Here is a 13,466-nt window from a genome sequence, read left to right as displayed (position 1 = left end):
CTTCGGCTCTAGGTAGGTGTGCGTAAGAGCAGGTAGCCGCCGGTCAGGCCGAACAGGATATCGGGTGACCATGCTGCGAGTGCGGCGGGTAGATAGTTGTGGCTGCCCATGGCGTCGAGCAGGCCTGCGACCACCCAATAGCTCAGCGCAATTCCGATTGCCCATGCGATGCCGGTAAGCGATCCGCGCTTGCCCATGGATATCGCGAAGGGAATCGCCAGTACGGTCATCACAATCGTCACCAGCGGATAGGCCAGCTTGTGATAGAGCTGGACACGCAGCGTCATGGTGTCAAAGCCGCTCTGTTGCAGATCGCCGATGTATCGCTGCAGTTGTCCGAAGTTCATCTCCTGCGATTGCAGGCTCTCTTTTTTAAAGTAGCCAGGCTCCTCGCGTATCTCTGCGAAGTTCGCTTTCTGGAACTCGCGGAAGCCGGTCTGGTTCGCGCCCTGGAAGCTTCGCTCCCAGCCATTTTCAAATTGCCATACGTGGGTATCGTCGTTCCACATGGCACGTGTTGCAAAGATTCGCTTTGAGAGCGCAAAGGTCTTCGGGTCGAATTCAAAGATACTCAGGTTAGCAAAAGCATCCTGATCTGAATCGAAAAACTGATAATAGAAAATCCTGCTCGGCTGGCCGGTTCGCTGCTGTCCGAAGATCCATTTCTGATCCGGTCGCAGGGTGGTCTGTGCAGGCTTGCCCTTGATGATATTGCGCAGCGCCTCCTGCTTCTGATTGGCCTGCGGGAGATAGAACTGATCGAACGCGAAGAGGCCTCCAGCCAGGATTGCAGCAATCACCAGCACAGGAATCACCAGCCGATAGAGGCTGATTCCGGTTGCCTTCATCGCCGTCAATTCGCTTGTCTTGTTCAACACGCCAAAGGTCACCAGCACTGCAACCAGCACGCTCAGCGGAGTGATCTGATAGATCATGCTCGGCGTCAGGTTGACGAGATATTGGCCGACAGTTGAGAGCGGCGTGCGATTGCGCAGGATGTCTCCAACAAGATCGAAGAAGGTAAAGACCAGCAACATCAGCACGAAGCCCGCAAGCACCATGACAAACATTTTGAAAAACTCGCGAAGCACATACTCATCCAGAATGAGCGGAAAGCCACGCCGTTTGAATCGCGGAAATGGATGAGGCAGATGTGGGCGAAATCGCCTGCGCCAGCGTACTTTCAACGCCGCCTGCCAGCTTGCGTTCGCGGCTTTAGCGTCGGCGTCTTCCACCGCAACTGCTTCGCTGACCGGCTTGCGTACGCGTGCAAACCAGCCTGCAATCGTGCCTGTTATCGCGCTCAGGGCTCTACCGCCGGATGCCATCTGGCTGAGCAGAAACAGGCCGACGATAGCGAATAGAGCATTGGCCAGCCACACAGCTACGACCGCAGGCAGCTTGCCCTGGCGTCCCCATGCCACTCCAAAGGTCGAGAGCAGGTAATAGACCAGCACCAACAGCAGCGTAAATACGAAGCCCGTGCTCTTGCCTCCGCGCCGCGAAGCTGTGCCCAGCGGAACGCCCACCAGCATCAGCACTAAACATGCTGCCGGATAAGCCAGGCGTCGATGAAACTCGATCAGGTAATGCTTCCCGTCCGGCCCATGCACATGCTGCAGCAATTCCTTATTGCTCATGGCGTAGATGGGAGTATCCATTCGCCCGATATGTACATCGCTCTGCGGACTAAAGCCCTGTGGCCTATCCGTTGTGGCAAATGTCGAAAGGTTATATTGGCCCGGCTGGTTGGCTGCTGTCGTATGTTCCGTGGCATTCCGCAGCCGTATCAGCAGTCCCTGCGAATTGTCGCCAATCACTGTTGCCGACTCAGCCGTGGTGATCCCCGGAGTAGTCGGATCGGTTACGTCGGCGATAAAGATCTGCCGCCAGTTGGACGCGCCCGTTCCCGAGCGCACGTCCTGCACATAGACGACTGTGTTTTTAAAATCCTCATAGAAGACACGCGGCTGAATTTCGAAGGAAGCCTGCGATGTCTCCAACTGCTTCTGCATTTCCAGAATGGCCTGATTGGCAAGCGGCGAAAGATACAGCGAATTCACCAGGCCAAGACCCGTGCCGATCACCGCGACGATGGCCGCCACCCGCACGAAGTACCAGATGCCAAAGCCCGACGCCCGCATGGCCGTGATTTCCGAGTCCGCAGCCAGCCTGCTCAGACCAAGCAGCACGCCCACCAGCACCGCCATCGGAATGGTCACAAGGAAAGTGTTGGGCAGCGTAAAGAGGAAGATCTGCATGACCATCGTGAAGCTGGAGCTGTTCCGCACGACCGTATCCAGGATATGGCCGATATCCTTCATGAACAGGATGAACGTGAACAACGCAAACCCGATGAGCGAGTGCGAGGAGATTTCTCCGAGGATGTAGCGAGTCAGAATACGCACAGTGCGTTGGCCTGCTTTGAGTCTATCGCGCCAGAGCCGGAGGATGGGTGGGGACAAATACTTACTAATTTATTATTTCCTGCTTCCATCCTCGCAACCTCAGGCTATTGAGCAGAACGCTTACCGAACTGAAGGCCATCGCCGCCGCCGCCATCCACGGTGTAAGCAAAATATGAAATGCCGGGTAGAGCAGACCAGCCGCCAGCGGAATTCCGATGACGTTATAGCCTGCTGCCCAGCCCAGATTTTGACGCATTACAGCGATTGTCGCGCGTGAAAGCCCAAGCGCGGTGCAGATTCCAATAGGGTCGCTGTTCAACAGCAGGACATCGCCAGCTTCCTGCGCCAATGCAGCGCCAGCTCCCATGGCAATGCCTGCGTCCGCCTGGGCCATTGCGGCGGCATCGTTGATGCCATCGCCAACCATCGCTACGCGCAGGCCGCTTTGCTGTAATTCTCGAATACGCGCCAGCTTGTCCGCCGGCATCAGGCCCGCGGCAACCTGCGAAATCCCAACCGCCGCAGCGATTGGAGCAGCAGCACTCGCCGAATCTCCCGTAAGCATCTCGACTTGCAAGCCGCGTCCGCGCAGCCATGCAACGGCGGATTTAGCGGACAGCCGCAACGCATCTTTGGCGTCAAAGTATCCAACCAGCTCGCCATCGAGCGCCATCCACAGGCGGGTTACTCCAGCGGCCTCTACAGGCAGAGTGGCAGGCATGGGAATGAACTCTTCCTGCATGTAGGCAAGGTTGCCGAGCAGGCAACGCTGACCCTCGATCTGGGCGGTAAGCCCACGTCCGCTGATGATCTGTGCTTCGGTAGCAGGTTGCCAGCTCAATCCCAGCGCTCGTGCCTGATCCACGATGGCATGGGCAAGTGGATGAGCAGAGTGATCTTCAGCAGCAGCGGCGATGCGTAAGAGGTCTTTGTCCGCCAGGGTGCTCAACGAATGTATCCCGGCCAAAACCGGTCTGCCGATGGTCAGAGTGCCCGTCTTATCCATCAAAATGGTTTGTAGCGTCGATACTCGTTCCAGAGCCTCGCCGCCTTTGATCAGCACGCCAAACTGCGCCCCTCGTCCGATTGCGACAGTAAGTGCCGCCGGAACAGCAAGCCCCATTGCGCATGGGCAGGCAATCACCAGCACCGCGACAGTATTTGCAATTGCCAACGGAAGACTGTGCGCAAAGATGAGCCAGCCCAGCAGAGTCAATACCGCCAGGCCAAGCACTATCGGTACAAAAACAGCGCTTGCCCGATCAGCCAGCCGCTCCATGGGGGCGCGTGAACCTTGCGCCTGCTCCACCAGTCGGCCAATCTGGGCCAGCACTGTCTCTACTCCAACCTGCTCCGCGACACACGCAACTGCCCCATCGTAGTTTACCGAACCGGCAAGTACGCGCTCACCCACCCCACGCGCCAGTGGCAGCGCTTCTCCCGTCAGCATGGATTCATCAACGCTGGTTCGTCCCGACTCGATCACCGCATCGACCGGAAAGCGCTCACCAGGCAGAACGACCACCAGATCGCCAACCTTTACCTGTTCCAGCGGCAAAATCTCTTCGACAGGATTGCCGGAGCTGTCTGCCGAGCGACGCACCCGGGCCGTAGCTGGTTGCAGCCTCGCAAGAGCATCCACCGCATCCAGAGCGCGATGTCGTGCCCGGCCCTCAAGCCACTTCCCAAGCAGCAGAAAACCAAGAATCAGCAGCACCGAATCAAAGTACACATTGCCATTCGCATTCGGCCACACCGTGACGTATGCGGAGTAGAAAAAAGCCACGCCTGTACCGAGCGAAACCAGCGTGTTCATATTCGTTTCGCCGTGCAGTAAAGCCTTCCACGCGCTCAGATAAATTCCGCGCCCAGCCCAGATCGCCAGCACTGCCGTCACAATCAAAATCGTCCAGCGTAAAGCAGACACCGGCAAAGCATACATCCACGGCAGAAGCTGCATCAGCCCATGATCGAAGCCGCCCATCTGGGAATCCGAAGCAACACCGAGCGGCATGGAAAACAGCATGGCCAGGGCGCCCGCAAGAATCGTCACGGCAGCCTTCAGTCCGGGACTCAACGCCATGGAATCCATCTTCATCGGAGCGGGAACCGAGTCTGCCATACGCGGCAAAGCCGAGTCGTATCCTGAATCTCGAATCGCCTGCACCAGGGCAGTCGGCTGCGTGATGCGCGGATCGAACTCAACGCGGGCACGATGGCGCATCAGGTCCACCCGTGCGCTCACCACCCCGGGAGAATCATTTAGCGCCTGCTCAACATGGCGCTGACACGCTGCACAACTCATCCCCAATACCGGCAGCGCAATCGTAGCCGCACCTGTTCCAGGAGATTGTTCTTCAGCAGATTGCTTTAAGTCCTGCCCCGGAATTTGCCCCGCAGACTCGCGCGCACCAGCAGCCTGGCCCGTTATCCGATCGGCGCGGGACATAGCTCCTACGCTTCCACGCGAGCTGCAAAGCCAGCTTTAGCCAGAGCCGCGATAACCGGCGCAGCCGTAGCTTCCGCCGATTCAGTATCGGATGCCGTGAATCGTGCCGCTCCCAGCCGTACCTCGCTCACCGTATTGTTTCCGGTCGCATTGATCGTTTGCGTAACCCGGCGAATACACGAGCCGCAGTGCATACCGTCAATTTGCAGCGTAATCTCAGCCATTGCAACTAAACCCTCTTCTTAAAAGATACAGCGACAAGATAGAAGGATTCAGCGAGAAAGAGTCAACAAGCGCCAGGCGAGCAGGCCGGCTACCACGAAACCGTATGTCCTCCCGACAGCAAAAGTGGAGCATCGCCGGCGCCTGTTGTCAGACGCGCTTCGGACGCACAGCGAATCGTATCCGGGCCTGACTCCTTGGCCTGCGCCAGAGCCCGCTCAGCTTCGCGCAACACCACAACCGGCGACCGGCCTCCACTCGCCGTAATGCCAAAGCAGGCCGTAAGTTGTACCTGCACAGCGTTTTCGCCATTGCCGACAGTAAACAGCTCGTCAAAAACCTCCATGCGCATGCGATCTGCCAGCATCACCGCGTTCACGGTGCTGCAGCCAGGCAGCGCAAGCAGAAATTCATCCTTGCCCAGGCGCCCCAGCAGGTCATAGCTGCGCAGTGTACGACCGGTGCGCGCCGCAACCTGCTGCAATAACTGGTCGCAAACATCGACGCCGAATTCGCCGTTCCAATGGCCAAAGTCGTCCAGATCGAACAACATCAGGCTGAGCGCTCCGTGCAAACGCTGCACCCGGTCCGTTTCGCGAAACAGGATGGACAGCATCGTCTCCCGGTTGAACAGCCCGGTGAGCCGATCATGCTGAACCTCGATCGAGGCGGCCTCTCGCATCTCCTCCAACTCGCAGTAAAGCTGGTGGCCGCGCTTCATCGTACTGAGATGGATGCTCCATCCCGCAGCATCGGCATTTCGCGGAACGATGTCATCGATCACCCCTTCCTGCAAACGCGCGATCAATTCCTCCGGCGCACGGCCATTTGCAACAACCTGCCCGACAATCACCGCCAACGCAGACTGCCGATGAATTCCCGAGTCATGTACCGCCGCCAGCAGCATCCCATCTGCGATTCCAGGCAACTGCGCATCCAGCAGCAGGATGCTGGGAAAGTTCTGCGGACGATGTGTGCCGATCGCAGCCAGCAAAGTATCTCCATCGCCAACCGCAATTACCTGCGATCCAAACGATTCCAGAATGGCTCGCACAGAAAAAGTCAGCGAAGCGTCAGGCGAAGCCAGCAGCACCAGGGGCGCAAAATTAGAAGGCATAATCATCCTCTGAAAACTCTCATAAGAGAGTTATCGGAAGAAATTAAAAATCCCTTAGCCTTGGCGAGCGGGCTGTTGAGCAAGCTGGCGTATAGGCTGTCAGCAGGATTGAACCGTTCCGTCTACAGCGACTGCCCAAGCCTCTGCTCCAGTTGCGCTCGATACGTGCGGCTGATGCGTGTTCGCTGCGCGGCTAAGCCGCCATTGCGCAGCACCACGTCAAACTCGCCATGCGAAACCGGCTCCAATTGCAGAATGCTCTCCATGTTCACCACCGTCGAGCGATGCACGCGCACAAACCGCACCGGATCGAGCCGCTCCGCCAGCTCTGCAAGGGATGAGCGATAGAGCAGTTCCTTGCCGCAGACATGCAGATTCACATATACGCCCGCTGCCTCGATCCAATCGATGTCTACAACGCGAAGGAAGCGTGTTACTCCACCGGATTTGACGACGAGACGATCCAATCTGTCCGAACGTTTCTGGCTTGCGGGCGTCTGCGTCAGTAAGCGCGCCAACTGCTGACCAAACGCATGCATGCTGCGTTCCCCAAGCCGTGCGCGGACGCGCAGCATCGTGGATTCATAGCGCTCGTCACTGAAAGGTTTCAGTAGATAATCGAGCGCATTATTTTCAAAGGCCCGTACCGCGTGCTGATCGTAAGCTGTCACAAAGATTGTGAGCGGCATGGCCTCCGGGCCAACGGCATCCATTACGCCCAGCCCATCCATTTCAGGCATTTGCACATCGAGAAAAACCAGGTCCGGTTTCTCGTTCTCAATCATCTCGACGGCCATAAGTCCGTCCTTCGCTTCGAGAATTCTGTGTGCCATCGGGTCCTGGCGCAGCAGATCGATAAGCCTCTGCCGAGCCGGTACTTCATCATCCACGACGAGCACGCAGATCTTGTCAACGAGTGAGGGAAGCATCGTTCTCCTCAAAGCTTGAATCGATGTTCTCGTTTGCGCCAGCCTCGCTGAATCGCAAAGGCACACGTACAACTGCTTCCACTCCTCCGGTCGAGCGCCTATGCAGCAGAAAGCTGCTTTCTCCATCTGGATATAGCCCAAGAACACGTTGCCGCGTTACCGAAAGCCCCAACCCTGTAGCGCTTTCAAGCGTCCATTTTTCGGGTAGCCCGACGCCATCGTCTATAACTCGAACTACCAGATGATCGCCCTCCCGCTTCGCCAAAACCATGATCGTTCCACCCGTCGCGCGCGAGGAGATTCCATGCCGAATCGCATTTTCTACCAGCGGTTGAACGAAGAGGCAGGGAACCAGCGCGTATCGAATCTCCGCATCAATCGCCGTCTCGATGACCAGCCGATCTCCAAAGCGAATCTTCTGGATAGCGATGTAATGATCGAGAAAAGCCATCTCTTCAGCCAGCATGACTTCCTGGCGGTCTTTAGTCTCAAGAGATATGCGCAGCAGATCGCCCAGATGCTGAATCATCTGCCGCGCCAGCCGCGGGTCTCGCTCCACCTGCGATGAGATTGTATTGAGCGTATTGAATAGAAAATGAGGATCGAGTTGCATACGCAGAGCATTCAGACGCGCCTGCGAAAAGCTCCGCTCCAGCCGCTCCATTTGTAGCTCGCCCGAGAGATAGCGATGATAATACTGCTGCGCCTGCCACACGCCCACGATCAGGCAATAGACAAGCACGCTCCACAAAAACATTCCGCGAAAGGCATTCATCAGCAGGCTGGTGTCGAGCAGAGAACTCCAGCTTCGCATGTCGACCACCGCTAGAACCGCGGCAAACACGTACACATACAGAGCGGTAAAAAATGGACTGAGCAACAGGTGCGCGATAACCCGTCGTGAAAGCTGCCGTGTGGAAAAGGGAAGCCTCTGATCCATTGCAACAATCAACGGAGCAAGCAGTCCCCATGACCACCACTGCGCCAGAGATCCCAGCAGCGGCCTCCGCCAATCCCCACCAGCCATGAAGTTAGGCAGCGCAAAGACGCAGCCGATCGCGCTCCATAGTAAAACCGCCAGCGCAAAAAACTGCAGGCGTTTGCCGATGGACGACACATGCGAATTAGCAATAGCGTTCAGAACGTTCCTCGCATGATTGCTGGCCTCATGGCATTGTCACCCATGAGGCCGGCAACTGGATTGAGAAATTTTCCAAATTGCATGAGGTTCATTGCTTCTCTAACTGGATGCCCTTCGCATCCTCCAGACGCATGACCATACCCCACCCGTAAAAGTTGTTGGCCAGCGCAACACTGATTTCGTTCTTGCCTGCATTCAAAGGAAGATCGAATGAACCATTTTCCAGCGACAACCGCCCATCGGGATTCTTTCTCGCCGCCGGTGGTTGATAGAGGTTTTTATCCGCAAAGACCTGCTTGCCGTTCACAAAGACCCAGATTTCACGCGTCCATCCAATGGAAACTTTTTTAGTCTGGCTCTTGCTCGAAGTTACGGTTGTCTTCAGCCAGGTCATCTCGCCATCCCCGCGCCCTCCGGCCAGCCCGTAGACGCGAGAAATATCAATCACTCCGCCACGTTCGGCTGCAATCGGCTTCCACGGCTGCGAACTCCCAGGCATCTCCGCCAACGCAGGTACCGATCCCTCCGGCGAGGGCTGTGACGGAGCAAGCCACCAGTTGCGAAGATATCTGGCATCACCGTCGGCTGCATCCTTGACTGGCGTGGACGCCAGCCCTTCAACCGCATCCGGCGCAACTTCGAGATTCGCGAAAATGCCAGGCCCCTGCAACAGGATTCCACCACTCTCTGCATCGCCTTCGAGGCGGCCAACCGTGAGACTGGGCGAACTTTCGCCATTCACATAGATATTCATGCGCTGGCCAGAGATCACCATCTTGATGTGGTTCCATCCACTGTCCTTCAACGGAGCAGGCGATTGATATTGCGGGAACATATCCCACAGCAGAACCCCATGCGTATGCGGCGCATACTGCATGCAATCCACTGCCTCTGCGCACTTGGGACGAGGGCGTAGATAGAAATCCTCATAGGTCTCGTCATCGCGTCTGCGAAATCCAATTCCCGCACCCATCGAGCCAAGCGGCTGCACATCGAACGCGATTGTTCCGTTGTGAAAGTCCACATCTTTCAGAACCGCCACGCCCTTCTTGACCGTAATGGCGCCAAGCGGAAAGCCATCCGGCTGCGAAAACTCCACATTGTCTTTCGCCTCCCAACGGTCGGCTGTCATGGGAATCTTCATTGGTTCAGCAGCATAGATAGCCTTGGATTGAGCCAGCAATGACAGCCCTAATCCGCCGACGAGCGCGACAAACCGCATCCTTCTTCGCATCGTTCTTACGCATGGAGATTTGCCCGCAAGGGCAGCAGGAGTTTTCATGGCACGGATCGTAGCCCGCGATCCGAGATGTAGCCAGAGATATGTCGCGAGACGGACAGGGCGAGTTATGCGCCGGATTAACAGTGCTGCGAATACGATCACGCCGCACAAAAAAAGCAGGGTAGCCGCATTGGCTACCCTGCATCTTCAATCAAAATCAACTAAACCTAGTCGACGAAATCGACCTTGGGCGCCATGGGAATGATGCCCTTTTCATGGCCAAGATCCAGCAGCTTGCGAATAGCTTCCTGTCCGTCGGCGCCATAGCTCAGCGTGCGCTCATTGACGTACATGCTCACGAAGCGGTTGGCGAGGTTGGCATCGAGATCGCGGGCAAACTGCATCGCGTATTCCAGGCCCTGCTCACGGTTGTCGAGGCCATGCTGAATGCTGTCGCGCAAAGCCTGCGTTACCGTGTGCAGCGTCTCCGCGCCCAGGCTGCGGCGAACGGCATTGCCGCCCAGAGGCAGTACCAGGCCGGTCTGCTCACGCCACCAGACTCCGAGATCGATCACTTTGCGCAGACCACTGGTGGCATAGGTGAGCTGCCCTTCGTGAATGATGAGGCCAGCCTCGAATCGACCAGCTTGAATCTCCGGAATGATCTGATCGAATGGCACAACTTCGGTCTCGATATCCGGATTGAAAATCTTCAGCGCAAGATATGCGGTGGTAAGTGTTCCCGGAATGGCGACCTTGACCTTGGTCAGGTCTTCAGGCGTCAAGGGACGGCTCGAAACAACCATCGGTCCGTATCCTTCGCCGACGCTGCCACCGCAGCTCATCAACGTGTACTGATCCTGGATGTACGGATACGCGTGGAAGGAAACAGCGGTCACATCAAAGAATGCTTCATCGATTGCGCGGCGGTTCAGCGTTTCGATGTCGCAAAGTGTGTGTGTAAACCGGAATCCGGGTACGCGAATCTTGTTTGTCGCCAGGCCATAGAACATGAATGCATCGTCGGAATCTGGGCTGTGCGCGATGCTGATCGTGCGTGTGTCGCCTGACTGCGCCAGAGAACTTTTTAATTCATTGGCCTTTACTGCTTCTGAAGGGGTGCTACTCACTTGAGGGGACGTCCTTTCATGCTGTGTGGCCTGCGTGGGCCACTCTTTGAGTAATCGATCTTACAAAATTCGATGCCGCTGTCATGTGAAATGACTTATTTCCTGGTATCGCGTTTATTTCTGAAACATCCGAATCCGTGAAGCTGCACTTGCGATTCCCGCGGCAGCCAAAACCTTGAGCGCATCGCCCGGCAGGAAGGGAAGCACTGCGTGATTGATCGCGGCCATCGGTGTGGCATGCGTTACCGCTCCCAGCCAGATCGTTCCTAATGTCAGGATAAGCAGATCTCCGGCTCCTGCAACAAAAACTCCGCGTGAAAAAGTGCGTGGCCCTTTGCGCCACAGGTACGAAACTACCAACGCCACCAGCGGATAGCTGAGCAGGTAGCCGCCCGTCGGCCCCAGCAATTGCGCCATACCGCCCAGCCCAAATGGGGTGAACACGGGCAAACCTGCAGCGCCTTCTATCAGATAGGCGATCAGCGAGCCCAGGGCCAGCCGCGGACTCAGAAGCAGGCCAAGCAATACCACGGCAAAGGGTTGCAGCGTAACCGGCACAGGTGTAAAGAACAGTGGGACAGATATATGCGAAGCTACTCCGACGAGTGCGCTCGCGACCAGCACAATGCCCGCGCCGCGAAGCATGCTCATTGCCGTAACGGTGGCTGACTCAGCAGGAATGGCAATCGGTGCAACGGTTTCAAAGCTGCGATTCATAACTCTCCCGTTTTTGATCGTCCCTCGACGCTTGGGCGAGGGTACTTCAAATTTTAATATCTTTGTCGCTGTGGATCGTAGTTCCGTACTAGTCTGCCGGTTCTTCTGGTTTTTCCGGCCGTGTCAACCCAAGCTCCGCATCGGAAATGCCGGCCACAACATCCTCGGAATGCGCACGTCTCTGCCGCCGAACGTACCGCGCCACAGCGCCGGCCACAACTACCAGCGCGACCATCGAAATGAAAAGCCCAATCAGTAACCAACGCATCAGCACAGCCAGCCCCAAGAATACCAGAGCCTAGGAAGAAGAGCGCATCATTCCATCCACTGGGAGATTGCCGCCGCAGTGATCACAAAGGTAAATTGCTCTCACGTATAATCATGCTGGATATAGGCTTCAGATCATCCTTCATTCCCCCTCACCTTCATGATCATTGACCAGCTAGAAGTAAGCAGTAAAACCTGGGATCTCTGTGTGGTCGGCACCGGTCCGGTCGGCATGGCCCTTGCCTTGGAGTTTGAACGGCTAGGCCGCGACGTTCTCGTTCTCGAGTCCGGCGGTCTTGCATTGAATGGCCCGGCAGTCGACAATCCTGCCGCCGAGGCCTCACGCGCATCCATCGCCGACACCCGTCGCCATGCTCCCATGGAGCTGGCAGTCTGTCGCGCCCTTGGCGGAACATCCTGGACATGGGGAGGCCGCTGCGTTCCGTATGACGATGTTGATTTTCTGGATCGCGCATTCGTTGCCGATGCTCACTGGCCTGTAACGCATGACGAGATCCGCCCCTGGTACAAAGCGGCGACGGATCACATGCTCTGTGGCAGCGATACATTCGACTTCCCTTATTCGCGCCAGCTTACCGACGGCCTCACCGTCGATTTCGTAGAGCGCTGGGCCATCGAATCGCGCCTGATTCTGCTCCATCGTGAAAAGCTCCTCAACTCTACCCACATCAAGCTCAGCCTCAACAGCACTGTAACCGGCTTCAATTTTTCGCAGGACGGCCAGACAATTGAGAGCCTGGCGGTGCAAACACCATCCGACCCAATTCGGGTAAAGGCGCGCCAGATCATTCTCGCGACTGGCGGTGTTGAGGCCACCCGTATTCTGCTCAATGTGCAGAAGAAGGCTCCGCAATACTTCGGCGGTGTCGATGGCCCGCTCGGACGCTATTACATGGGTCACATCTCCGGAAAGATCGCCAGTATCCGCTTCGATCGCCCGGCGGACTTTGCCGATCTGGACTTCAAGCTCGACGTAAATGGTAGCTGGATTCGCCGCCGCTTCATGCTTACGACCGAGGCGCAGGTCGAGAATAAAGTGCTCAACACGGCTTTCTGGCCGGACAATCCTCCCTTCTACGATCCCGGCCACCGCAGCGGTGTTTTGTCTTCGGTTTTTATTGCGCTGGCTTTTCCTCCTGTGGGTCGCAAGCTGCTTTCAGAAGCCATTCGCCTCGCGCACACCGGCCCTCGTCCCTATCGCCTCGCGGCGCACCTGCGGAACGCTATCTTTGGCGCGCCCAAGGGAGCACTCGACATCTATCGCATTCTGCGCGACCGCTTCCTGCGCAAGCCCAAAAAGCCGGGCTTCCTCGTCTCAAACAGCGGCGGCAAATATGCTCTCCATTATCATGCGGAGCAGGTTCCCAACGCCGAGAGCCGTATCACGCTGTCTTCCGATCCCGCAGAAACCGATTCCTTTGGCATGGCCAGGGCGGCCATAGATCTCCGCTTCGTCGAGCAGGACATCGACAGCGTCATCGAATCGCACAATCTGCTCGACAAGGCTCTTCGCTCCAATGGAATCGGCCATCTGGAGTTCTGGTACTCAGGCGCAAAGCTTCGCGAACGCATCTGGGATCAGGCCGCAGACGGCTTTCATCAGGTCGGAACAATTCGAATGGGAACCGATCCGAAAAAGAGCGTAGTCGATCCGGACCTGAAGATTCATGGATTGACGAACCTGTATATCGCCTCTTCGGCGGTCTTTCCAACGGCTGGTCAGGCTAACTCGACACTGCTCGCAGGTGCCTTTGCCATGCGCCTTGCCCACCGGCTGGCTGGTCATTCTGCTGATAGTCCGACATCCAAAGCAACCCTTTAAACCAAGAATTTGATTAAGGTA

The 13,466-nt window shown here is 56.8% G+C and carries 11 protein-coding genes; 1 reads left to right on the top strand and 10 read right to left on the bottom strand.

What is annotated here, in order from left to right:
* Positions 1-8: 8 nt before the first annotated feature.
* The 10 genes from lptF to OHL19_RS12670 form a co-directional block, all read right to left on the bottom strand.
* On the bottom strand, positions 9-2,408 hold the full coding sequence (lptF, locus tag OHL19_RS12715; RefSeq protein ID WP_263358073.1) for an LPS export ABC transporter permease LptF: 2,400 nt from the start codon (positions 2,406-2,408) through the stop codon (positions 9-11).
* A gap of 64 nt (positions 2,409-2,472) precedes the next feature.
* Positions 2,473-4,857: a heavy metal translocating P-type ATPase gene (locus OHL19_RS12710; RefSeq protein WP_263358072.1), complete on the bottom strand. Its 2,385-nt coding sequence runs from the start codon at positions 4,855-4,857 to the stop codon at positions 2,473-2,475.
* Positions 4,858-4,862: 5 nt separating this feature from the next.
* Positions 4,863-5,081, bottom strand: a complete 219-nt coding sequence (locus tag OHL19_RS12705; RefSeq protein ID WP_263358071.1) for a heavy-metal-associated domain-containing protein — start codon at positions 5,079-5,081, stop codon at positions 4,863-4,865.
* A gap of 89 nt (positions 5,082-5,170) precedes the next feature.
* Positions 5,171-6,196, bottom strand: a complete 1,026-nt coding sequence (locus OHL19_RS12700) for a GGDEF domain-containing protein (RefSeq protein WP_263358070.1) — start codon at positions 6,194-6,196, stop codon at positions 5,171-5,173.
* Between the two features lie 122 nt (positions 6,197-6,318).
* On the bottom strand, positions 6,319-7,125 hold the full coding sequence (locus OHL19_RS12695) for a LytR/AlgR family response regulator transcription factor (RefSeq protein ID WP_263358069.1): 807 nt from the start codon (positions 7,123-7,125) through the stop codon (positions 6,319-6,321).
* Positions 7,106-8,242 (bottom strand): sensor histidine kinase, encoded by a 1,137-nt coding sequence (locus OHL19_RS12690; protein WP_263358068.1) that lies wholly within the window; start codon positions 8,240-8,242, stop codon positions 7,106-7,108. Before OHL19_RS12690 ends, OHL19_RS12695 begins: the two co-directional genes overlap by 20 nt.
* A gap of 112 nt (positions 8,243-8,354) precedes the next feature.
* Entirely contained in the window at positions 8,355-9,548 is a 1,194-nt protein-coding gene (locus tag OHL19_RS12685; RefSeq protein WP_263358067.1) for a DUF1080 domain-containing protein, read from the bottom strand.
* 167 nt (positions 9,549-9,715) lie between these two features.
* The gene (locus tag OHL19_RS12680) at positions 9,716-10,567 is read right to left on the bottom strand and encodes a menaquinone biosynthesis family protein (protein ID WP_263358376.1); all 852 of its coding nucleotides are present in this window, start codon (positions 10,565-10,567) and stop codon (positions 9,716-9,718) included.
* A gap of 165 nt (positions 10,568-10,732) precedes the next feature.
* Positions 10,733-11,335: a biotin transporter BioY gene (locus OHL19_RS12675; protein ID WP_263358066.1), complete on the bottom strand. Its 603-nt coding sequence runs from the start codon at positions 11,333-11,335 to the stop codon at positions 10,733-10,735.
* Between the two features lie 88 nt (positions 11,336-11,423).
* The gene (locus OHL19_RS12670; protein ID WP_263358065.1) at positions 11,424-11,603 is read right to left on the bottom strand and encodes a hypothetical protein; all 180 of its coding nucleotides are present in this window, start codon (positions 11,601-11,603) and stop codon (positions 11,424-11,426) included.
* A 207-nt stretch (positions 11,604-11,810) separates the two neighbouring features.
* Here OHL19_RS12670 and OHL19_RS12665 point away from each other — a divergent pair, with 207 nt between their 5' ends.
* Positions 11,811-13,445 carry a GMC oxidoreductase gene (locus tag OHL19_RS12665; RefSeq protein ID WP_263358064.1) on the top strand — a complete coding sequence of 545 codons (1,635 nt, stop codon included), beginning with the start codon at positions 11,811-11,813 and terminating at the stop codon, positions 13,443-13,445.
* The last annotated feature ends 21 nt before the right edge of the window (positions 13,446-13,466 follow it).

Origin of the sequence: Acidicapsa ligni (genome assembly GCF_025685655.1) — a bacterium.
Classification (GTDB): domain Bacteria; phylum Acidobacteriota; class Terriglobia; order Terriglobales; family Acidobacteriaceae; genus Acidicapsa; species Acidicapsa ligni.
Note: the sequence above shows the minus strand (reverse complement) of the source record. Positions and strands in the feature narration are given on the sequence as shown.

What these genes read in the sequence shown, in the direction of transcription:
- OHL19_RS12710 (WP_263358072.1), bottom strand. Translation starts at nt 4,857, where the DNA reads ATGTCCCGCGCCGATCGGATAACGGGCCAGGCTGCTGGTGCGCGCGAG.
- OHL19_RS12705 (WP_263358071.1), bottom strand. Translation starts at nt 5,081, where the DNA reads ATGGCTGAGATTACGCTGCAAATTGACGGTATGCACTGCGGCTCGTGT.
- OHL19_RS12700 (WP_263358070.1), bottom strand. Translation starts at nt 6,196, where the DNA reads ATGCCTTCTAATTTTGCGCCCCTGGTGCTGCTGGCTTCGCCTGACGCT.
- OHL19_RS12695 (WP_263358069.1), bottom strand. Translation starts at nt 7,125, where the DNA reads ATGCTTCCCTCACTCGTTGACAAGATCTGCGTGCTCGTCGTGGATGAT.
- OHL19_RS12685 (WP_263358067.1), bottom strand. Translation starts at nt 9,548, where the DNA reads ATGAAAACTCCTGCTGCCCTTGCGGGCAAATCTCCATGCGTAAGAACG.
- OHL19_RS12675 (WP_263358066.1), bottom strand. Translation starts at nt 11,335, where the DNA reads ATGAATCGCAGCTTTGAAACCGTTGCACCGATTGCCATTCCTGCTGAG.
- OHL19_RS12670 (WP_263358065.1), bottom strand. Translation starts at nt 11,603, where the DNA reads ATGCGTTGGTTACTGATTGGGCTTTTCATTTCGATGGTCGCGCTGGTA.